Origin of the sequence: Bradyrhizobium sp. CCH5-F6, from assembly GCF_001556045.1 — a bacterium.
In the GTDB taxonomy this organism is placed as follows: Bacteria; Pseudomonadota; Alphaproteobacteria; order Rhizobiales; family Xanthobacteraceae; genus Bradyrhizobium.
Genome location: NZ_LSIC01000086.1, coordinates 75,785 through 94,222, shown reverse-complemented (window position 1 = coordinate 94,222; position 18,438 = coordinate 75,785). Strand labels below are relative to the sequence as shown.

Annotated in this window: 20 protein-coding genes; 5 read left to right on the top strand and 15 right to left on the bottom strand. The window is 64.4% G+C overall.

Annotated elements, in window-relative coordinates; all coding sequences use genetic code 11:
• Nucleotides 1-224 precede the first annotated feature (224 nt).
• Nucleotides 225-821 (bottom strand): superoxide dismutase, encoded by a 597-nt coding sequence (locus AX729_RS16020; protein WP_061024641.1) that lies wholly within the window; start codon nucleotides 819-821, stop codon nucleotides 225-227.
• Between the two features lie 244 nt (nucleotides 822-1,065).
• On the opposite strand from AX729_RS16020, the gene AX729_RS16015 reads away from it, so the two are divergent.
• Complete coding sequence (locus tag AX729_RS16015) at nucleotides 1,066-1,593, top strand: GNAT family N-acetyltransferase (RefSeq protein ID WP_061024638.1); 528 nt, start codon at nucleotides 1,066-1,068, stop codon at nucleotides 1,591-1,593.
• An 81-nt stretch (nucleotides 1,594-1,674) separates the two neighbouring features.
• A complete protein-coding gene (locus AX729_RS16010; RefSeq protein ID WP_061024636.1) occupies nucleotides 1,675-3,060 on the top strand; it encodes an MATE family efflux transporter in 1,386 nt (461 codons plus the stop codon).
• A gap of 106 nt (nucleotides 3,061-3,166) precedes the next feature.
• Here AX729_RS16010 and AX729_RS16005 read toward each other — a convergent pair whose 3' ends face one another.
• Entirely contained in the window at nucleotides 3,167-4,321 is a 1,155-nt protein-coding gene (locus AX729_RS16005) for a DUF3095 domain-containing protein (RefSeq protein ID WP_061024635.1), read from the bottom strand.
• A 207-nt stretch (nucleotides 4,322-4,528) separates the two neighbouring features.
• Between AX729_RS16005 and AX729_RS16000 the strand changes: the two genes are divergently transcribed.
• Complete coding sequence (locus tag AX729_RS16000; protein WP_061024633.1) at nucleotides 4,529-4,930, top strand: hypothetical protein; 402 nt, start codon at nucleotides 4,529-4,531, stop codon at nucleotides 4,928-4,930.
• Nucleotides 4,931-5,035: 105 nt separating this feature from the next.
• Here the strand turns inward: AX729_RS16000 and AX729_RS15995 are convergent, their stop codons facing one another.
• The 11 genes from AX729_RS15995 to AX729_RS15945 form a co-directional block, all read right to left on the bottom strand.
• Nucleotides 5,036-5,245, bottom strand: coding sequence for a hypothetical protein (locus AX729_RS15995; RefSeq protein WP_061024658.1), 210 nt, complete (start codon nucleotides 5,243-5,245; stop codon nucleotides 5,036-5,038).
• A gap of 126 nt (nucleotides 5,246-5,371) precedes the next feature.
• On the bottom strand, nucleotides 5,372-6,094 hold the full coding sequence (locus AX729_RS15990; protein ID WP_061024632.1) for an SDR family NAD(P)-dependent oxidoreductase: 723 nt from the start codon (nucleotides 6,092-6,094) through the stop codon (nucleotides 5,372-5,374).
• Complete coding sequence (locus AX729_RS15985) at nucleotides 6,087-7,469, bottom strand: class I adenylate-forming enzyme family protein (RefSeq protein WP_061024630.1); 1,383 nt, start codon at nucleotides 7,467-7,469, stop codon at nucleotides 6,087-6,089. Before AX729_RS15985 ends, AX729_RS15990 begins: the two co-directional genes overlap by 8 nt.
• A complete protein-coding gene (locus AX729_RS15980) occupies nucleotides 7,456-7,701 on the bottom strand; it encodes an acyl carrier protein (protein WP_015688794.1) in 246 nt (81 codons plus the stop codon). Before AX729_RS15980 ends, AX729_RS15985 begins: the two co-directional genes overlap by 14 nt.
• Before the next feature lie 143 nt (nucleotides 7,702-7,844).
• Nucleotides 7,845-9,659 carry a long-chain-acyl-CoA synthetase gene (locus AX729_RS15975; protein WP_061024628.1) on the bottom strand — a complete coding sequence of 605 codons (1,815 nt, stop codon included), beginning with the start codon at nucleotides 9,657-9,659 and terminating at the stop codon, nucleotides 7,845-7,847.
• Nucleotides 9,660-10,079: 420 nt separating this feature from the next.
• On the bottom strand, nucleotides 10,080-10,376 hold the full coding sequence (locus tag AX729_RS15970) for a DUF3551 domain-containing protein (RefSeq protein ID WP_061024626.1): 297 nt from the start codon (nucleotides 10,374-10,376) through the stop codon (nucleotides 10,080-10,082).
• Nucleotides 10,377-10,384: 8 nt separating this feature from the next.
• Nucleotides 10,385-10,660 (bottom strand): DUF3551 domain-containing protein, encoded by a 276-nt coding sequence (locus AX729_RS15965; RefSeq protein WP_061024624.1) that lies wholly within the window; start codon nucleotides 10,658-10,660, stop codon nucleotides 10,385-10,387.
• Nucleotides 10,661-10,895: 235 nt separating this feature from the next.
• Complete coding sequence (gene htpG, locus AX729_RS15960; RefSeq protein WP_061024622.1) at nucleotides 10,896-12,773, bottom strand: molecular chaperone HtpG; 1,878 nt, start codon at nucleotides 12,771-12,773, stop codon at nucleotides 10,896-10,898.
• Between the two features lie 113 nt (nucleotides 12,774-12,886).
• Nucleotides 12,887-13,309 (bottom strand): hypothetical protein, encoded by a 423-nt coding sequence (locus AX729_RS15955; protein WP_061024620.1) that lies wholly within the window; start codon nucleotides 13,307-13,309, stop codon nucleotides 12,887-12,889.
• A 249-nt stretch (nucleotides 13,310-13,558) separates the two neighbouring features.
• On the bottom strand, nucleotides 13,559-14,173 hold the full coding sequence (locus AX729_RS15950; RefSeq protein WP_061024657.1) for a nuclear transport factor 2 family protein: 615 nt from the start codon (nucleotides 14,171-14,173) through the stop codon (nucleotides 13,559-13,561).
• Nucleotides 14,174-14,334: 161 nt separating this feature from the next.
• Nucleotides 14,335-15,141, bottom strand: coding sequence for a response regulator (locus AX729_RS15945; RefSeq protein WP_061024618.1), 807 nt, complete (start codon nucleotides 15,139-15,141; stop codon nucleotides 14,335-14,337).
• Nucleotides 15,142-15,361: 220 nt separating this feature from the next.
• On the opposite strand from AX729_RS15945, the gene AX729_RS15940 reads away from it, so the two are divergent.
• A complete protein-coding gene (locus AX729_RS15940) occupies nucleotides 15,362-15,595 on the top strand; it encodes a NepR family anti-sigma factor (protein ID WP_024337325.1) in 234 nt (77 codons plus the stop codon).
• Nucleotides 15,595-16,143 carry a sigma-70 family RNA polymerase sigma factor gene (locus tag AX729_RS15935; protein WP_018316216.1) on the top strand — a complete coding sequence of 183 codons (549 nt, stop codon included), beginning with the start codon at nucleotides 15,595-15,597 and terminating at the stop codon, nucleotides 16,141-16,143. The genes AX729_RS15940 and AX729_RS15935 overlap by 1 nt, the downstream gene beginning before the upstream one ends.
• A 90-nt stretch (nucleotides 16,144-16,233) precedes the next feature.
• Here the strand turns inward: AX729_RS15935 and AX729_RS15930 are convergent, their stop codons facing one another.
• On the bottom strand, nucleotides 16,234-16,929 hold the full coding sequence (locus tag AX729_RS15930; RefSeq protein WP_061024616.1) for a nitroreductase: 696 nt from the start codon (nucleotides 16,927-16,929) through the stop codon (nucleotides 16,234-16,236).
• A gap of 137 nt (nucleotides 16,930-17,066) precedes the next feature.
• Entirely contained in the window at nucleotides 17,067-18,311 is a 1,245-nt protein-coding gene (locus AX729_RS15925) for an acyl-CoA dehydrogenase (protein WP_061024614.1), read from the bottom strand.
• Nucleotides 18,312-18,438 lie beyond the last annotated feature (127 nt).

The following is an 18,438-nucleotide window of genomic DNA, read 5'->3' as shown; positions in this document are numbered from 1 at the left end:
ATTAAGGGCCGAGTCCGATCGATGCAAACAGTACGATGGCAGACCCGTGCGCGCGCCGCGCAGGGCAATTCCGCACAGCAAAAAAGGCGGCCGCGCTCGCGACCGCCTTTGTCAGTCATTCCGGGGCGGCGAAGCCGAACCCGGAATCTCAAGATCCTCAGGTGCGCAAGTGCGCACCTTAGGTCGAATGCTGCGCATCGCCCCGGGATGACGGAGTGATTGGCTTACGCCTTCTCGAACAGGGACTCGACGTATTCCCAGTTCACGAGATTCTCGACGAACGCCTTGAGATAGTCGGGGCGACGGTTCCGATAGTCGATGTAGTAGGAGTGCTCCCAGACGTCGCAGCCGAGGATCGGGGTGGCGCCGTGCACCAGCGGATTCTCGCCGTTCGGGGTCTTGGAGATCTCGAGCTTGCCGTTCTTGACCTGGAGCCAGCACCAGCCGGAGCCGAACTGGCCGACGCCGGCCGCCTGGAAGTCGGCCTTGAACTTCTCGAAGCCGCCGAGGTCCTCGTTGATCTTCTTCTCGAGCTTGCCCGGCAGCTTGGTACCGCCGCCATTGGGCTTCATCCAGCTCCAGAAGTGGATGTGGTTGTAGTGCTGGCCGGCATTGTTGAACACCGCGGGATTCTTGCCGAACGAGCCCTTGACGATCTCCTCAAGGGACTTGCCTTCCCATTCGGTCCCCTTGAGCGCGTTGTTGCCGTTGGTGACATAGGCCTGATGATGCTTGTCGTGGTGATATTCCAGCGTTTCCTTCGACATGTACTGGCCGAGGGCGTCATAGGCGTAAGGGAGTGGGGGGAGCGTAAAGGTCATGGGTTCTTGTCCGCAACTGATGGGAACGAGTTCTAACGGTCACCCCTTATAGAAGGTTCCGCGGCCGTTAAATACCTCAGAATTTGCGAAAACGCGTGAAGCGGGCGCGTGGCACGATTGCATAAAATCGTCGCAGCACGCGAAGACTCCGCGGACTTGGCGGCTCGATGCAAAATATCATTGCCTTTGAGGCGCTTATGGCAGAACGAATGCCCCGCGCACCGACGTTGCGAAAGACAGGGCCATGAGCATCGAGATCGACATCCTGAACGGCGACGCCTCGTGGCCGATCGCAAAGCCGCTGCTCAGTGCGGTCTGGGGACACGATGCGGCGGAGAAGCCGCGTTGGGCTCACGTCAAATGGGCCAATCCGAACCTGCGCGTGCTGATCGAGACGCCCGAGGATGGTCTCGTCTGCCACGTCGGCATCTACTTCCGCACCGTCACCTGGAACGGGCAGAAGGTCCACATTGGCGGCATCGGCGGGGTTTGCACCCGCGAGGACCGCCGCGGCCGCGGCTATGCGACCGTGGCGATCGACGCGGCCTTGCACACCATCAGGGCCAACGAGGCAGTCCGCTTCGCGCTGCTGTTCTGCGAGCCGCACAATTTCGCGTTCTATGAGGCCCGCAAATGGCAGCCCTTCAAGGGCGAGGTCTATTGCGAGCAGCCGGAGGGGCGGATCCGCTTCGAATACATGGCACCGTATGTCTTCGAGATCGTGCGCGCGCCGACGCTGGGCACGATCGACCTATGCGGCCTGCCGTGGTGAGCCCTGCGTGAGCGAGGGCTGCGCCCGCTGCCCCACGCCCTATAATATGTCGACCATCATTTAAATTTCCGTCCGGTGAACATGACGATCGACGCTCCTGCAGACGCCGTCCCGCCGGTTGCGCCGGTCGCCTCCTCCATCGCCAGCCTCCTGACCGCGCCGATCCTGCCGACGCTGCTCCGGCTCGCGATCCCCAACATGATCGCGATGGTCGGCAGCACACTGGTTGCCATCGCCGAGACCTCCTATATCGGCCGGCTCGGCACCGTTCCGCTCGCCGCGATCGCGCTGGTGTTTCCGTTCGCGATGCTGACGCAGATGATGAGCGCGGGCGCGATGGGCGGCGGCGTCTCCTCCGCGATCAGCCGCGCGCTGGGTGCGGGGAATCGCGACGGCGCCGCGACGCTGGCGCTGCATGCCGCCATCATCGGCGTCTGCGGCGGGCTGTTCTTCACGGTGATGATGCTCGTCTTCGGCCGCTCCTTCTTCACCCTGCTCGGCGGCCGCGGGCAGGTGCTCGAGGAAGCCAGCAGTTATTCGCAGGTGCTGTTCTCCGGTGCGGTCGCGATCTGGCTCGTCAACACCCTCGCCTCGGTGATCCGCGGCACCGGCGACATGCGCTTGCCGTCGATGACGTTGATCGGCGCGAGCGTACTGCAGGTCGCACTCGGCGGCACGCTCGGGCTCGGCCTGTTCGGCGTGACACAATTCGGCATGCCCGGGGTTGCCGCCGGCCAGCTGATTGCCTTCAGCTGCGCCGCGATCTTTTTCGTCTGGTATCTCGTGTCGGGCCGCAGCCGGCTGCAGCTCGACTTCCGGGCGTTCCATTTCGAACGCGCGATGTTCCTGGACATTCTGAAAGTCGGCGCGGTCGCCTGCCTGTCGCCGCTCCAGACCGTGCTCACCATTCTGATCTTCACGAAAATCCTCGCGACGTTCGGCACCGAGATGCTGGCAGGCTACGGCATCGGATCACGGCTGGAATTTCTGCTGATCCCGATCACCTTCGCCTTCGGCATCGCCTCGGTACCGATGGTCGGCGTGGCGATGGGCGCCGGACATGTGAAACGCGCCAGGCGCGTAGCCTGGACCGCAGCCGCGGCCTCAGGCCTCACCGTCGGCACGGTCGGCCTCGTCGTCGCGCTCGATCCCGCGCTGTGGGTGTCGCTTTTCACGCGCAATCCAGGCGTCAGCGCCGCCGCGCACAGCTATTTCCACTGGGCAGGCCCGGCCTTCGTGTTCTTCGGCATAGGCGTGTCGCTGTATTTCTCCTCGCAAGGCGCGGCACGCGTCGGCGGGCCCGTGCTCGCTTCCACCGCACGGCTCCTGATCGTCGCGATCGGCGGCGTCGGACTCATGACCGCGCAAGCTCCGGCCTGGACCCTGTTCGCGCTGGTCGGCGGCGCCATGGTCGTGTTCGGGCTGTCGACCGCCGCCTCGGTCGCCTTCGTGCGATGGGGCAGATGAGCGCAGGCAGAATGAACGCAGGCACGGTGACATCGGCGGATTGGCTGCGGGGCGTAGGCTGCGTCGGTGCCCTCTGCGGCGGCGAGACCTTGACGCGCGCGCGGCGTTAGGCCGCGGCCGCGGCCATCGCCTTCAGCGCCGTTGCGGCCGAGGCATAGCCGCCCCGCGCCCCGTCGATGAAGTGGACGTGGTCGCTGCGCAGCGCCGAGGGCGCAAAGCAGGTCATCATGGCGGCGTCCTGCCGGTGGAGGCCGTAGCGCACGATGCCGGCGCGCGCGGCCACGGCGAGACGATCACTGAGGGCGCGCTCGAGCTCCGGCGTGCAGTCGAGGATCATGCGAAGGCCGTCGTCATACTTCCTGAAATCGGAGTTCTCGACCACCTGGCGCCTGTAGACGTTCGGCACGAAGCCGCCGACCTTGAGATCAAAGCGCATGATCAGATAGACGAACAGCGTGTAGGCCAACACGCCTGCGCGGCGCACGAGCAGCGGACCTCCGCGCCTGGTGCGGGCTTCGTAATCCACCCCCTCCGGCGGCCATTTCAGCGGCGGCCCCTGCGGGGGCACCGGACGGGCGCCGTCCGGGCTGCGCTCGACCAGATCAATGACGTCCTCGATCGCCTTGCGGAAGGCACGCGGATCGGCGTCGCGCGCAGGCATCGCCAGCACGGAGAGGATCAGCCCGCGCGAGGCCGGCATCACCTCGAAGCGGCAGGACAGGCCGGACAGATCGGGCTGCGTGCCGGCGGGCGCCTCGGCGACCGCAAATTCGCCGCGCTTCATCGCGGCGTCGGCCCAGGCGAGCCCGCCGCCGGAGAACATCGCGTAGGACAGGTTCGGCGACGGACCGAAACGGGCGACGCGGACGTCAAGGCCCTGCGCACGGATGGCGCTGACCGGCACCAGCGCGATGCGCATGGTCAGATCGAGATCTTCCCGCACCCAGGTCGCGGTGGCAGCCAGCGCCTCGCGGGCCAGTTCCAGATCGTGGGGCGCGACGGCGAAGCCGGCGCCGTCACCGCCGAACACGAAAGGGAATTCGCGCCCTTCCAGCGCATTCGTCACCGCCGCGATCACCGCGGCGCCGGCCATGTTGACCGCCTTGTAGCGCTGCGCCGCAATCGCCTTGGTCGAATCGACGATGTCGGCAACGCCGATGCTCCAGTCCTCCGGCAGCGGCGAATAGAGCAGAGGGTCCATCAGGCTGGTGAAACCGCGGAAGACGGGGATGCTGCCGTAGAAAGATTCGCCTGATGTCATCGGGGTCCGGATGGTTGGGATGCGAAACAGATACGTGGCGGGATAGATCCGGGTTCGCGGGCCGGCTCGCCTTTTCGATCATTGGCCGAAACGGACCCGGACAACAAGACGCGGCCCGATTGCAATGCCGGGCGTGGTCATTGATCGGCATCAAACGAGCGGCCGGGGAGAACGGTTATCGTCGCTCGGCTCCAAGGGTTGCATGGGATGATCGAGGTGTCCGACTTCGGCAAAAAGGACTCCACCTCTCCGGTCCGTCGGCGCACGGGCATCGACCCCGTCAGCGCGGTGAAGATGCCCGAAAGACTGACGGCAGCCGTCGATGCCTGGGCTGAAGCTCATCGCCTGACCCGCTCGGATGCGATCTGCGAGCTCATCGAACTGGGCCTGAAGGCCGCACCCCCGGTCCCCACGCCGGGGCACCCGATCGCATCGGACGCCACCACCAGGATCGAAGAGATCGCAGTCCACGAGATCGAGTCGCTGCTCGACCCCGCGTTGCCGGTGGACGAACGCGAACGTCGCATTCGTCGCCTCACCGAAGGGCCGCCGGAATTCTCGCACGAACGAATTGACCTGCCGAAGGACTTGCCGAAGCAGCGGACGTGAGCGGCTAGAGCATGATCCGGACAAACGTGCAGCGGCTTTCCGGGAAGATCATGCTCAAACAACAATCCAAAGCGCGACGACGATCCATCCTGATCTCATCGCGCTTCAGTGCAGCCTCTCGTCCTGACGCTTGCGCAAGGTGTCGAGAGACGCGTCATGGCAGCCGACCAGGCGGACGAATTGCTGTGGGTACATTTCGTGTCCGTGACTGCCGGAATTCTGATGTGTCATCGGCGGGCAGCGGACATCGTCCGGCTTCGCACGGGATTGCTCCGTGCGACCCTGATTTGAAGCGGTCATGTTTGGCACGGTCATGGACTGCTCCCTGTCGATTGGGACAGATCGATTGACGTAATCCAATCGATTGCGAGCCATCTTACGACCAAATCCGGCTGAATGTCATTGTGCCGGATCAATGCAATCATGACCGCAGAGTTCCACTTATGCCGTATTCCCCGCATCGACGGTGAACACCGATCCCGTCACGTTGCGGCCGCCCTCGCCCAGCAGGTATTCCACCATGCGCGCGACGTCCTCCGTCTCCGGCAGCCTGCGCAGCGCGCTGCGGCCGGCGATGCGCCTGCGGCCTTCGTCGGAGAGATTGTGCGTGAGCTCGGTGTCGATGAACCCCGGTGCGACCGCGTTCACGGTGATGCCGAGCTTGCCGACCTCGCGCGCCAGCGAGCGGGTGAAGCCGGTGGCGGCGGCCTTGGTCGCGCCGTAGACGGACAGGCCGTTGTAACCGGTCGTCGCGATGATCGAGGAGATGTTGACGATGCGGCCGGCGCCATCGGCCATCATCTGCCGCGCGACATATTTGGTGAGGATGATCGGCGATAGCACGTTGAGCTGCACCAAGGCCGCGATCTCGGAATTGTGCATGGTGGCGAGCAGGCCTTCGGTGCCGAGGCCGGCATTGTTGATGAGGCCGTAGATCGGGCCGAATTCGTCGCGAACGAGTTTTGCGAAGGCGGGGATCGCATCGATCACGGCAAGATCGCAGGCACGGAAATGCAGGCGCCCCTCGGACTCGGCGATTGCCGCCTTGAGCTCCTCGCTTTCGCGCCGCGCGGCCGCAATCACGTTGTAGCCGGCGCCGACGAGGCGCCTTGCAATCGCAAGACCAATACCGCGGCTACCGCCGGTGACCAGAACGTTATGCATCGGTGCGCGCCAGCTTTCCGGCAGGAGTGACGTCGAGTGCCTCGACGAAGCGGATCAACGCAGGCACCTTGTGGGACGCCAGCTGGGCGCGGCACTGATCCAGGATCTGGTCGCGGATATCCTTCGCGCGCGCCGGATCGGTGCACTCGGCGAGGATCACGTCGGCGACGACGATGCCGCCCGTGATCGGGCTGCGGCGCGACTTGGCGCGCGACATCCGCACGTCGGGATGGCGGTTGATCACCGCCTCGATCTCCTCGGGGTGGACCTTCAGGCCGCCGATATTGATGATACCGCCGCGACGGCCGACGAAGTAATAGCGGTCGCCGCGCCGCTCGACGATGTCGCCGCTGTCGACGAAGCCGTCGGCATCGGCGAGCGCCGGGGCGCTGCGGCCGACATAGGCATGCGCAGTGCGCGCCGAGCGGATCCGGAGCGAGCCGTCGACGACCTTCATCTCGACGCCATTGCGATTGCCGAGATAATCGGCAGGAAAGCCTTCCAGCCCGTCGTTCACGGCAAAGCCGACGCCGGCTTCGGTCGAGGCATAGGCGTGACCGACGGAAGCGTTCGGGAATGCCGCCTTCAGGCCGTCGAGAACGGCCTGGTCGGCGATCTCGCCGGAGAGACGGACGTAAGCCGGGGTGAACTGCGCGGCCGAGCCGCTCATCAGGAGCTTGCGCCAGTGCGAGGGCGTACCGGAAATGTGCGAGACGCCGCGCGCATTCAGCCGCGCAACGTGATCGACGAGCGCCTCATGCGGATCGGACAGCACCAACGAGCCGCCGGAGAGGATCGCACGGAGGAATATCTGCAGGCCGCCATAGCGGCGAATGTCGTAGAACGTCGCCCACACCGGCGCGGGTCCGCGCGCTGGGCCTTCGGCAACGATCGCGCCAGTGAGCGCTTGAAGCGTATGGCCGGCGATCTTCGGCACACCAGACGTGCCGGAGGTCAACATCAACCATTCCGTCGCACGTTCGCTCGTGGCCGGCGCGGTGGCTTGAAGCGGCAATTGTGCAGTGACGACCAGCGGCACGGCCATCTCGGCCCAGCGATCCGGCTCGTCCGTCACGACGGCATCAATTCCGGCATCCGCGATCAGCGCATCGAGATGCGCCGGATTGAGATCCGGCGGACACAGCAGCATGCGACCGGCGATGCCGTCGAGCTCGATCATGGCAAGGCCGGACCGGAGCTGGTCCGACAGTTTCAGCAGCACGGCACGACCCGACAGCTCGCGCAGGCGGCCGCCCAGAACCGTGTGCGACAGGATGTCGGTCACGGAAACGACATCGTGCGCATCGGAGATCGTGCGGCCCTTCAGCTCCTCGCCGAGATGGTCGCGAAGCGCGAAGATCTCACGCGGGGACATTTTCGTAGGCCCGCACGAAATCGCCCACCGTGGCGGGGAACGCAGCGTCCTCGGAAATGGTGAAGGGATCGACGCCGGTCTCGTCCTCGAGGCGAGCAACGAGAATCGCGAAGGCGAGCGAGTCGAAGCCCGTCTCGTGCAAGGACAGATCGTCCGACAGTGCGGGAAGCGTGACGTGCTGCTCTTTGGCGATCTGCTGGATCGCTTCAATGACCTTTGACCTTACCGACATGGCTGGCTCGCTTTTCGTTGTCATTCGTGTTGCGGCGGCTCTTGATGACCGCCTCCCAATGGCGGTCTGTCTACCCGACAGAAGTAAATGGCTTCTTGGACAATTCAGATAAAATTGGACCTATCTGGCGGATTTTGTTGCCGCTACAGCCGGATCGTGCCGTCGACGATCGCGGCAAATCTGTCGGAATCGAGCGCGACATAGGCGCCGGATTTCGGCTCGAGCATGAACAGCGGATCGGAGATCGTACCCGGATCAAATCCCTCGCGCCCAAGCTCGCCCTTCTTCTGCTTGAAGGTCTCGGTGGCATCGAGCTCGCGCGAGATGCGGATGAAAACCGGGCGGGCATAAGCTGGCAGGCGCTGCGCGAGATACGCAGGCAGAGCGGCGATGTCAAAGCCCTCGTTCACGACGATCGCACTCATGCCGGCCCGCCCGTCGGCGCCGGGGATGGAGACGCCGTAGGTGGTGGCGTCGACGACGCCGGTGAAATCGCGCACGGCATCGTTCACCTCGGAGGTCGCGACGTTCTCGCCCTTCCAGCGGAAGGTATCGCCAATGCGGTCGACGAAATGGAAGAAGCCCTTGTCGTCGATCCGCATCAGATCGCCGGTGCGGAACCAGGCATCACCTTTGGCAAAGACGTCGCGCAGAATCTTCTTCTCGGTCTCACCGGCATCGGTGTAACCCTCGAAACGGCCGCCGCCCTGCTCCGCGGTACCGATGCGGCCGATCGCCTCGCCGGGTTCGCCACGACCGCACGCGATGCAAAAGCCCTCGCCATTGCGCAGCGGCACGCCGGTGGCGGGGTCGAGCTTGACGAGACTGGCCGGAAAGCGATGCGCGAGCAGCGGCGGGATGCGCCCGATCGCACCCGGCTGCCCCTCGACGTTGAACAGAGAAAAATTGCCTTCCGTCGCCGCGTAGAATTCGAGGATGCGCGGAATGGAAAAGCGCGCCTGGAAATCTTCCCAGATGTCGCCGCGCAAGCCGTTGCCGCAGACGAGCCGCAAGCGGTGACGATTCTCGTATTCCGACGGTGCCGCCTTCAGCAGGTAGCGGCAGAGCTCGCCGATATACTGGAACAGCGTGCAGTCATGCCGGACGATATCGGACCAGAAATGCGAGGCCGAGAATTTGTCCGCAATCACCACCGAGCCGCCGACAGCCAGCATGCTGCACGGCGCGACGATGCCGCCGACCGAGTGGAATAGCGGCAGACAATCGTAGAGCCGATCCTGCGGAGTCGCGCCTGTGAGGCCAGCGAACCAGAAGCCCCAGTTGAGGATGCGACGGTGGCTGATGCTGGCCGCTTTCGGCAGGCCGGTGGTGCCCGAGGTGTAGATCAGCAAGGCGCGGTCGTCGATCGTGACGTCGCCATGCTCCTCCGATAGGAGCGGACCGTCGTCAAGTGCGGCGAGCGCCACGTCGATGGCACGCTGGTCACGGGCATCACCGTGTGTCCAGATCTTCGCCTCTGTCTTCAGATGCGGTTTCGCGCTCTCCAGCGTCGGCATCAGATCGTGCGCGACGATGATGAGCCGGGGCCTTGCGACATCGAGGCAATGCGCGAGCGATCGGCCAACCAGCTTCGTGTTGAGCAGCGCAACCACACCGCCGATCCGGCTGATGCCGAGCCAGGCGGCAACATAGTCGATGCCGTTCGGCATGATCAGCGCAACCGTATCGCCCTTGCCCACGCCGACCGAGCGCGCCCAGCGCGCATAGCGGTTGATGCGCTTCGACAAGCCTTCATAATCGAGCACGGCGTCATCCGTGACCAGCGCGATACGGTCGGGCTGGCGTCGCGCCCAATCGTCGACGACGTCGGCGAACAGCCGTCCCGGCAGCGCCTCGATCCGTGCGGTGAGTTCAATAGCCTTCAGCCAGATCTTTGATGCCGACGGCGCGCGCGCGGCCTTCGTTTGCTCGATGACGCCGGTGGTCATGCCGTTCATTCTCTCAGAGCGTGGGCTGGTTCCGGCAGCTTACGCCGTGCGCCCTGCCCAGGTGTTAAGAGACAAGGTAAAAGCCGGTTAGTGCGCGATTAACTCTAGTCATCCTTTACCAAGCGAGCGGGATCGTCGTGCGGCCCAGGGCGATTCTTGCGATAGCAGATCCTGTCATTTCGGCGCGCCGCGCGTGTCTCCTCCTCGCAAGGCACGCCGCGCGAGATCATCGATCTACTCAATCGTGAGATCGAGACCGCCCTGTCCGATGCCGGGATCAGAGCCCGCATCGCCGAACTCGGCGCGATCCCGCTGCACGGCAATGCAAGCGAGTTCGGCGTCATGCTCGCCGCCGAAACCGATCGCTGGCGCAAGGTGGTTGAGATATCGGGAATCAGGAAGGATTAGCGGCAGCCCGCACGCAAGGCGTTAGCCATTGCGTTTGTGACGCAGGCGCTGCGGCGGTGGCGCGTTGACGGGGTAGTACGGATTGAGATCGCAGGTCGCGGCGCGGCCCGAGGCGGTGGCTCGGCACTGGGGCAGCGAGGTGAAGGAGCAGTCGTACCACTCCCCTCCACCGCCATTCGCGCCGGAATAGACGTGCATGCAGACAGGATACCGAGGATCGAAGGTTTGCGCATGCGAGGGCGCGGCCACGAGCAAGCCGCCGGCGGCCACGAGCAAACCTAGCGAACCACGGGACGCGAATATCCGAGGAAATAGCATTGCGAACCTTAGTACTGTTTCTTTTGGCGGCGGCGCGGCGGCGGCTGGTCGAAAGCGTAATAGGGATTGACGTCGCAGCTCGCCGAGCGGCCCGATGCCGTCGCGCGGCATTGCGGGATTGAGGTGAAAGAGCAGTCGAAATAGTCGCCGCCACCACCGCCGAAGCCGCCGGGCGTATAAACGTGCATGCACACCGGATAGCGTGGATCATAGGTCTGGGCGTCGGCATCTGTCGCGACGAACAGCGCCGCAATCGCGGTGAGGGTCAGGATCGGCAAGCGCATGGAGAAATCCTCGAATCGATCACGGCGGCGGTACCGACGCCGATCATCTCATATGGCATAACACCGCGCGAGAGGCGACTGTTCCTGGGGCCTATGACGGCAAGGTGAGTGGAGCGCTCTCGTAGCGCACTCGCTGCATCATTGCCGGGCCTGGCCGGCCATCCATGCGCGATCAAGAGCGCGGAAAAACGTGGATGGCCATGCCCAGGCCCGGGCATGATCGCCGATGCGGCAGCTAGGCGCCGAGCCCCTGCAACACGAGCCGGTTCAGCCTGGCCGCGAACGCCGCCGGATCTTCCGGCAATTCACCGTCGAGGATCTGCGCCTGCTCGAGCAGGAGCAGGCTGAGATCGTCGACGACCTTCGAGCCGGCTTGCGCCTTGGTGACCGCAGTGACCAGCGGATGGCGCAAATTGATCTCGAGGATCGGCTTGGTCTTCATGCCACGGTTCTGCTGCGACAGGATGCGCTCGAGCTCGCGGCTGGGCCCCTGGCTGTCGGCGACGAGGCAGGAGGCCGAGCTGGTGAGGCGCGTCGAGGCCTTGACGTCGCTGACGCGCTCCCCGAGTGCAGCCTTGATCACGGCGATGGTGGCCGCTTCGTCCGCGGCCGGCTCGTCCTTCTTCGCCTCATCCGCCTCGTCGATGCGCGGGATCAGGTCGAGATTGAGATCGCCCTGACTCAGCGACTTCAGCGGCTTGCCTTCGAACTCCGACGGCATCGAGGTCCAGAAGGCGTCGACGGGATCGGACAGCAGCAGCACCTCGATGCCGCGTGCGGTTGCGGCTTCCAGCCGGGGATTGGACTTCAGCCGCTCGATGCTGTCGCCCACGAGATAGTAGATCTCGGTCTGGTTCGGCTTGAAATCGGCGATGACCTGCTTCAGCGACCGTTTCTCGCCCGACGTCGTGGTGAAGCGCGACAGCGACAGCAGCTTCTCGCGGCGCTCGAAGTCCTCGTAGATGCCTTCCTTCATCACCGCGCCGAAGGCGTCCCAGATCTTGGCAAAATTCTCGGGGTCCTTCTCGGCAAGGCTTTCGAGCTCGGATACGACCCGGGTCGCCACGGCCTTGCGGATCTGCGCGAGCTGCGGATTGTTCTGGAGCATCTCGCGCGAGATGTTGAGCGGAAGATCCTCGCTGTCGACGACACCGCGGATGAAGCGCAGATAGCCCGGCAACAGATCGGCATCGTCGGTGATGAAGACGCGGCGGACGTAGAGTTTCACGCGTCCCTTGCGGTTCGGCTCGAACAGGTCGAACGGCTTCGTCGACGGTGCGAACAGCAGCACGGCGTAGGAATAGCGGCCCTCGGCGCGGTAGTGCAGCGTCATTGCGGGATCGTCGAAGGCGGAGGCGATCTGCTGATAGGCCTTCTTGTAGTCGTCCGCGGTCAGCTCGGACTTCGAGCGCTGCCACAGCGCGCTTGCGGAATTGATCTGGCGCGGCTCGCCTTCTTCCGGGACCAGCTCGATCGGAAACAGGATGTTGTCGGAATAGGCAGTGACGATGCGCTCGATCTCGTAGGTCTCGAGGTATTTCTTGGCGTCGTCCTTCAGATGCAGGACGATCTCGGTGCCCCGCGTCACGCGTGCCGCCTCCTCGTCGCTGGCACGGGCAATCTCGAAGCCGGACCCGCCCGAGGATGTCCAGGTCCAGACGTCGCTCTCGCCGGCGCGGCGGCTGATCACGGCGATCTTTTCGGCAACCATGAAGGCGGAGTAGAAGCCGACGCCGAACTGGCCGATCAGGCCGAGGCCGTCCTTGGCCTCCTTGAGCTTCGACACGAACGCCTTGGTGCCGGAGCGGGCGATGGTGCCGAGATGGTCGATCAGCTCCTGCCGCTCCATGCCGATGCCGTTGTCGGCGATGGTGAGCGTCGAGGCCGTCTTTTTCGGGATGATGCGGATCTTGAGCGCGTCGCCTTCGCCCAGCAGGGCGGGACTGGCGATGGCCTCGTAGCGCAGCTTGTCGCAGGCATCGGAGGCGTTGGAGATGAGCTCGCGGAGGAAGATGTCGGTTTCCGAATAAACGGAGTGCACCATCAGGTGCAAAAGTTCGGAAACTTCGGCCTGGAAAGGCTGCGTATGCACAGCCGTATCTGACGTCGTCATGCGCTTACCCGGTCAAAACAAAAAGGAAGGAACCCGGATATAGCGCGAGGGAACGGAGGATCAAGAGGATGTGAAGCATCGGCCAGGTGGGGCCGATGTCGAAAAGGGGCGGATCAGGTCACGCAGCGGCCGGGCTGAAGCAGCTTCGCGACTTCCGTCAGGGAGCTGACCATCGGCTCGCAGGCGATCGTCGGCCTGGTACGGCCCTTCGTCTGGTTCTGGAGCAGGAGCGGCGACTTCGCGTTGCCGGTCTCGATCACCGCTGGGACGCGCAGCAGCACCGAGGTGTCCGCGAGGTCGTTCAGCCGCATCGACACCGTGCGGGTCGGAACCGGCGCGGGCTTGGCCTCGGCGATCCGGTCGGACTTGCCCGCACGATTGACGTTATGGCTCGGGGCAAAGTTCGTACTGTGGCTGGGAATGTCGGCGACCGCCTGCCAGCGGTCGGCCAGATCATGACCGGAGGCTAATTGAACGGCACCGAGCGTCGCGACGATCGCGACGGCGCCCAAAAATACCTTTTGAATCTGTGACATGGCTGTCGATCCCTCGCCCCATGGCGATCACGGGAACAACGCGGGCGAAGGATCAGGAGTTCGTGGCCATCACGATCACTTAACCGTGTGCGAAAAATGCAGCTGCCGCGCAAAATATTCCGCACGAGGTGGAACGACTTTCGTGGGCAGGAGTCGTCTCAGCAGCCGGCTATTCCCCCCTGCCCCATAAGCCGGCGACGTAGGGCGCGACTGTGGTGATGCCAGTCGCGCCTTACTTTTGTCTGGACCTCACTTCGCCTTCCCCGCCAGCCAGTCCCGCCCCTCGCCATACAGCTTCTCGACTTCCGGCCCGGTGAGGCCCGGCATGTCGCGCTTGACCTTGTAGCCGATCAGCTCCTGCATGTAGGCGAGGTGGCGGTAGCCTTCGGGAAGCGCGGCGAGCGCCTGCTGGTCGAGGCGAACGGTTGCGGCGGGATCGACCGGATCGATCCGATCCTTCTCGTAGATCGGCTGGCGGCGGACGATGCCCCATTTGCCGATGCCTGCCTGGTCTTGCCGCTTCTCGAGGAAATCGTAGAAGCGGCCGGTGCAGACGACGTCGCAGAGCACGTCGTGCACCAATGCCCGCTGCGAGATTGTCATCTTGGTCTGGGCGATGGCCCGCGCACCGGCGAGATCGATGCTGGTGCCGCCGAGGAAGTGCAGGATGCGCACGCCCTTGGCAAATCCCTCCTGGCTGACCCGCATGAAATCCCGCGCCGGCCCCTGAAACCAGGTCGCGGACATCCAGCCCTCGTCGTGCCACACGGTGGCAAAGCGCTCCCAGTCGCCGGCATCGCGCCAGACCGCCCAGTTCTCGACGAGGTCGCGGATGGCGAGGCGATCGAGCAGCGTCTGGTCCATGGCACATCTCCGATTGAAGCGGCCGCAAGCGCAGCCGCTGCATGAGGTATGATCGGCGAATTCGAGGCCGGTCAAGGGTGCCAGCGGCATGAAAAATCCGGCGTGCCTTGCAGCACGCCGGATCAGATCACTTCGCCGGCGGGCAGGCCGCCAGCGCCCTATTACGCCGCCGGCGCCTTCGGCGCACGGTTGCGCGAGTTGCGCTGGAAGAACAGCGCCTGGCTCGCTACCGCCGACACCATCGCGGGCTGGAACGGTTTCGAGATCAGGAAGGCCGGCTCGGGGCGCTCGCCGGTGAGGAAGCGCTCGGGATACGCGGTGATGAACACCACCGGTACCTCGAACGTCCGGAGCAGCTCGTTGACGGCATCCAGGCCCGACGAGCCATCGGCGAGCTGGATGTCGGCGAGGATCAGGCCCGGCCGCTTGTTCTTGGCCAGCGCCACCGCATCGGCATGGGTGCGGGCAACGCCGACGACGTTGTGGCCGAGATTCTTCACCAGGCTCTCGAGGTCCATGGCGATGAAGGTCTCGTCCTCGATGATCAGCACGTCGGTCGCGATCTCCGCGGCCATCTCGCGTCCGGCAGCGTCGGCCAGCCGCCGTGTCTCCGCGACATCGGTGCCGAGGATGAAGGCGACTTCCTCTTCCGAGAAGCCTTCCAGCGAAAGCAACAGGAAGGCCTGACGCGGCAGCGGCGTGATGTTCGACAGCCGCCGCTCCGGCGGCATCGGCAGGGTCGTCACCTCGGCATCGTCGTTGACGGACACCGAATTCCAGATCTGGGTGAACAGCCGGAACAGGCCGACGCGAGGCCCGTGGCTCTCGTCGAGCACCGACGGGTCTCCCAGCATGGCCTCCAACATGGCTGCGACATAGGCGTCACCGGAGGCCTGGCTGCCCGTCAGGGCGCGCGCGTATCGGCGCAACAACGGCAAGTGTTCAGCAACGAGCTGTGAACGGGACATCCCCACTCCATTCATCTTCGGGCCAACCTTGAGGTGCAGGCATCACGCGGGGGGCCCGGGGTTCCCCTGCTGGGCTGACTACGCATCAGACCAAGAAAAGTTCCGCCTAGCTGGGAACTTTTTGGCGCAGCTGGAATTGTGCCTATCCAGGGAACGGCTCCCGGTTGAGAAAACCTCTCGATTTTACAGTCACTTAACTCGGGGAAACGTGGAACAGGTCATGAAAGATCTCAAGTCTCAAGCCAGCAGAAGCACGACCCCCGGCAAGGGAGGCCTCACTCCGGAGATTCAATCCCGGATCGGCCATCAGTTGCGCGCGATGTACGACGATGTCGTGCGACAGGGGGTTCCAGATCGGTTCGCAGAACTGATCAAGAAGCTTGATGCGCCGGGAGCAACACCCCACGTCGAAAATGAGGGCGGATCCAACGACAACAACAATGGGAGGGATTAATGCCTCTCACGGACTCCCTGCGTAACGACATCCTGGCGGCCGTGCCTAGTCTGCGCGCCTTCGCCATCTCGCTCAGCGGCAATGCCGACCGGGCCGACGATCTGGTCCAGGAGACGCTGCTGCGCGCGCTCGCCAACATCGATTCGTTCCAGCCCGGCTCCAACCTGCCGGCCTGGCTGTTCACGATCCTGCGCAACCTTTTCCGCTCCGACTATCGCAAGCGGCGGCGCGAGGTCGAGGATGCCGAGGGCAACTACGCCAAGACGCTGAAGACTCAGCCTTCGCAGAACGCGCATCTCGAGTTCGAGGAGTTCCGCACGGCGCTCGACAAGCTACCGCAGGATCAACGCGAGGCGTTGATCCTGGTCGGCGCGTCCGGCTTCTCCTATGAGGACGCGGCCTCGATCTGCGGCTGCGCGGTCGGCACGATCAAGAGCCGCGTCAATCGCGCGCGCTCGAAGCTCGCCGCGCTGCTCTATGTCGACGGCGCCGAGGATTTCGGTCCCGACGAGACCGTTCGGGCGGTGATCGGTGGCAGCGGCGGATAACGCCGAGGTCAGCGCCCCCTGAGACGAGGAAGATGGCCGCGCTTGCGGCCGTCTTCGCGCGTCTGCAAACGGCATTGAGCTTCCGGCCGATCACTCCACGAAGGTCACGGTCTCGGCCACACTCGCACGCGAGGTGCGGTAGCTGTTGACCTTGTGCGCGTGGTCGGCGTAGCCGAACGAGATGCCGCAGACGACGCGGCGGTCGTCGGGCAGGTTGAAGTGGCGGCGGATCAGGCCGGAATGGCGCGCGAGCGCCGCCTGCGGAATGGTGCCGAGCCCGAGCGCCTGCGCAGCCAGCATGAAATTCGAGACGTAGGCGCCGCAGTCGATCGCACCGTAGATGCCGAGCGGCTCGTTGGTGTGAATGATCGCGACATGCGGTGCGCCGAAGAAATTGTAGTTCTCCAGCGCCTGCCTGGCATAGGCCATCTTGTCGCCGCGGGCGATGCCGAGCGTGTTGTAGAGCTGAAAGCCGCTCTCGCGGCGGCGCTCCAGATAGACCCCGACATATTCGCGTGGCGGGGTGAAGTCGTAATCATCGCCGAGGCCTTTCGAGGCCTCCGCGTAGATCGCCTTGCGAAAGCGCTCCTTGGCGGCGCCGCTGGCGATGACGACCTGCCAGGGCTGGCTGTTGCACCATGACGCGGTACGCTGCGCAGTCGTCAGCACATGCTCGATGGTCGCGCGATCGACCTCCTTCGGCAGGAACGCGCGGACCGAGTAGCGCTCGTTGAGGAGCTCTTCGAGAACGCCGATGCGGTCGTTCTGTTTGACTGTGGCGTCCATGGATCAGCTCGTGCTCTTTCGTAGGGCGGGCAACGACGCGACAGCGCCATGCCCACCGACAGACTTACCCCGGAGCATCTGCAAATGGTGGGCACGCTTTGCTTTGTCCACCCTACGAGATACAGCGAGAGGTGAGATCATCGTCCCTTGGTCGGGATCTTGTTGTACGGCACATCCTTGTCGACGCGGATGTCACCGGGCAGGCCCAGCACCCGCTCGGCGATGATGTTGCGCAGGATTTCGTCGGTGCCGCCTGCGATGCGCATCGAGGGAGAGGACAGCAGCATCTGCTGGAACTGGCCCTGCACCGTCTCCTCGTCGTTGCCGGTGAGAACACCGGCCGCGCCCTGGAGGTCCATGGCGTAGGTCGCGATGTCCTGGAGCATCATGCCCGAGACCAGCTTGCCGATCGAATTCTCCGGGCCGGGCCGCTCGCCTTTCGACAGCGCCGAGATCGTGCGGTAGCTGGTGTATTTCAGCCCGCTCGACTTCGCCGCCCAGCTCGCAAGCTTCGAGCGCACGGCGGGATCGTCGATCGCAAGCCCGTCCTCCAGCATCAAACCGGAGCAGAACTCGAACATTTCAGGGACACCGGTCGCAAGCCGCGCGCCGATCGACATGCGCTCGTTCATCAGCGTCGTCAGCGACACGCTCCAGCCTTCGCCGACGGCCCCGAGGCGCTGGCTGTCGGGGATCACGACGTCGGTGAAATAGACCTCGTTGAACTCCTGCATGCCGTTGGCCTGCTTGATCGGCCGCACCTCGACGCCCGGGCTCTTCATGTCGAGGAAGAACATGGTGAGGCCCTTGTGCTTGGGCACGTTCGGATCGGTTCGCGCGATCAACAGGCCATAGTCGGAGTAATGCGCGCCGGAGGTCCAGATCTTCTGGCCATTGACGATCCAATCGTCGCCCTTCTTCTCGGCGCGGGTGCGCAGGCCCGCAACGTCGGAGCCGGCGGACGGCTCGGAGAACAGCTGGCACCAGATCTCCTCGCCCGAGGCAAGCTTGGGCAAGTAGCGGCGTTTGGCGTCCTCGCTGCCGAAGGCCATCACGGTCGGGCCGCACATGCCCTCGCCGATCTGGAACGGCTGCGTCAGCTTGCCGTAGACGCCCTCCTCCTGCTGCCAGATCACCTTCTCGATCGGAGTGGCGCCGCGGCCGCCATACTCCTTCGGCCAATGCAGGCAAGCCCAGCCGCCCTCGGCCTTCTTCTTCTGCCAGGCCTTGCCGACATCGACGATGTCGTGGTGCGCGAGCCGGATGCGGCCGAGCGACGATTTTGAAAGCTCGCCATGCAGCTCCTTTGGCGCATTGGCCTCGATCCATTTGCGCGCAGTCTCGCGAAATGCGGCTTCCTGCGGAGTGTCGTCGAAATTCATGGCGGACCTCTTTTTCTTCGTAGGGTGGGTTAGCCGAAGGCGTAACCCACCTCTTCTGTTCGAGCGTCGTTGCAGCCAATGGTGGGTTACGCCCTGCAGATGCGCTTTGCGCATCCGCAGCGCTAAC

Bases quoted from the DNA above. Each gene is read 5' to 3' on its own strand.
- AX729_RS16020 (WP_061024641.1), bottom strand. From the start codon at position 821: ATGACCTTTACGCTCCCCCCACTCCCTTACGCCTATGACGCCCTCGGC.
- AX729_RS16015 (WP_061024638.1), top strand. From the start codon at position 1,066: ATGAGCATCGAGATCGACATCCTGAACGGCGACGCCTCGTGGCCGATC.
- AX729_RS16010 (WP_061024636.1), top strand. From the start codon at position 1,675: ATGACGATCGACGCTCCTGCAGACGCCGTCCCGCCGGTTGCGCCGGTC.
- AX729_RS16005 (WP_061024635.1), bottom strand. From the start codon at position 4,321: ATGACATCAGGCGAATCTTTCTACGGCAGCATCCCCGTCTTCCGCGGT.
- AX729_RS16000 (WP_061024633.1), top strand. From the start codon at position 4,529: ATGATCGAGGTGTCCGACTTCGGCAAAAAGGACTCCACCTCTCCGGTC.
- AX729_RS15995 (WP_061024658.1), bottom strand. From the start codon at position 5,245: ATGACCGTGCCAAACATGACCGCTTCAAATCAGGGTCGCACGGAGCAA.
- AX729_RS15990 (WP_061024632.1), bottom strand. From the start codon at position 6,094: ATGCATAACGTTCTGGTCACCGGCGGTAGCCGCGGTATTGGTCTTGCG.
- AX729_RS15985 (WP_061024630.1), bottom strand. From the start codon at position 7,469: ATGTCCCCGCGTGAGATCTTCGCGCTTCGCGACCATCTCGGCGAGGAG.
- AX729_RS15980 (WP_015688794.1), bottom strand. From the start codon at position 7,701: ATGTCGGTAAGGTCAAAGGTCATTGAAGCGATCCAGCAGATCGCCAAA.
- AX729_RS15975 (WP_061024628.1), bottom strand. From the start codon at position 9,659: ATGAACGGCATGACCACCGGCGTCATCGAGCAAACGAAGGCCGCGCGC.
- AX729_RS15970 (WP_061024626.1), bottom strand. From the start codon at position 10,376: ATGCTATTTCCTCGGATATTCGCGTCCCGTGGTTCGCTAGGTTTGCTC.
- AX729_RS15965 (WP_061024624.1), bottom strand. From the start codon at position 10,660: ATGCGCTTGCCGATCCTGACCCTCACCGCGATTGCGGCGCTGTTCGTC.
- htpG (WP_061024622.1), bottom strand. From the start codon at position 12,773: ATGACGACGTCAGATACGGCTGTGCATACGCAGCCTTTCCAGGCCGAA.
- AX729_RS15955 (WP_061024620.1), bottom strand. From the start codon at position 13,309: ATGTCACAGATTCAAAAGGTATTTTTGGGCGCCGTCGCGATCGTCGCG.
- AX729_RS15950 (WP_061024657.1), bottom strand. From the start codon at position 14,173: ATGGACCAGACGCTGCTCGATCGCCTCGCCATCCGCGACCTCGTCGAG.
- AX729_RS15945 (WP_061024618.1), bottom strand. From the start codon at position 15,141: ATGTCCCGTTCACAGCTCGTTGCTGAACACTTGCCGTTGTTGCGCCGA.
- AX729_RS15940 (WP_024337325.1), top strand. From the start codon at position 15,362: ATGAAAGATCTCAAGTCTCAAGCCAGCAGAAGCACGACCCCCGGCAAG.
- AX729_RS15935 (WP_018316216.1), top strand. From the start codon at position 15,595: ATGCCTCTCACGGACTCCCTGCGTAACGACATCCTGGCGGCCGTGCCT.
- AX729_RS15930 (WP_061024616.1), bottom strand. From the start codon at position 16,929: ATGGACGCCACAGTCAAACAGAACGACCGCATCGGCGTTCTCGAAGAG.
- AX729_RS15925 (WP_061024614.1), bottom strand. From the start codon at position 18,311: ATGAATTTCGACGACACTCCGCAGGAAGCCGCATTTCGCGAGACTGCG.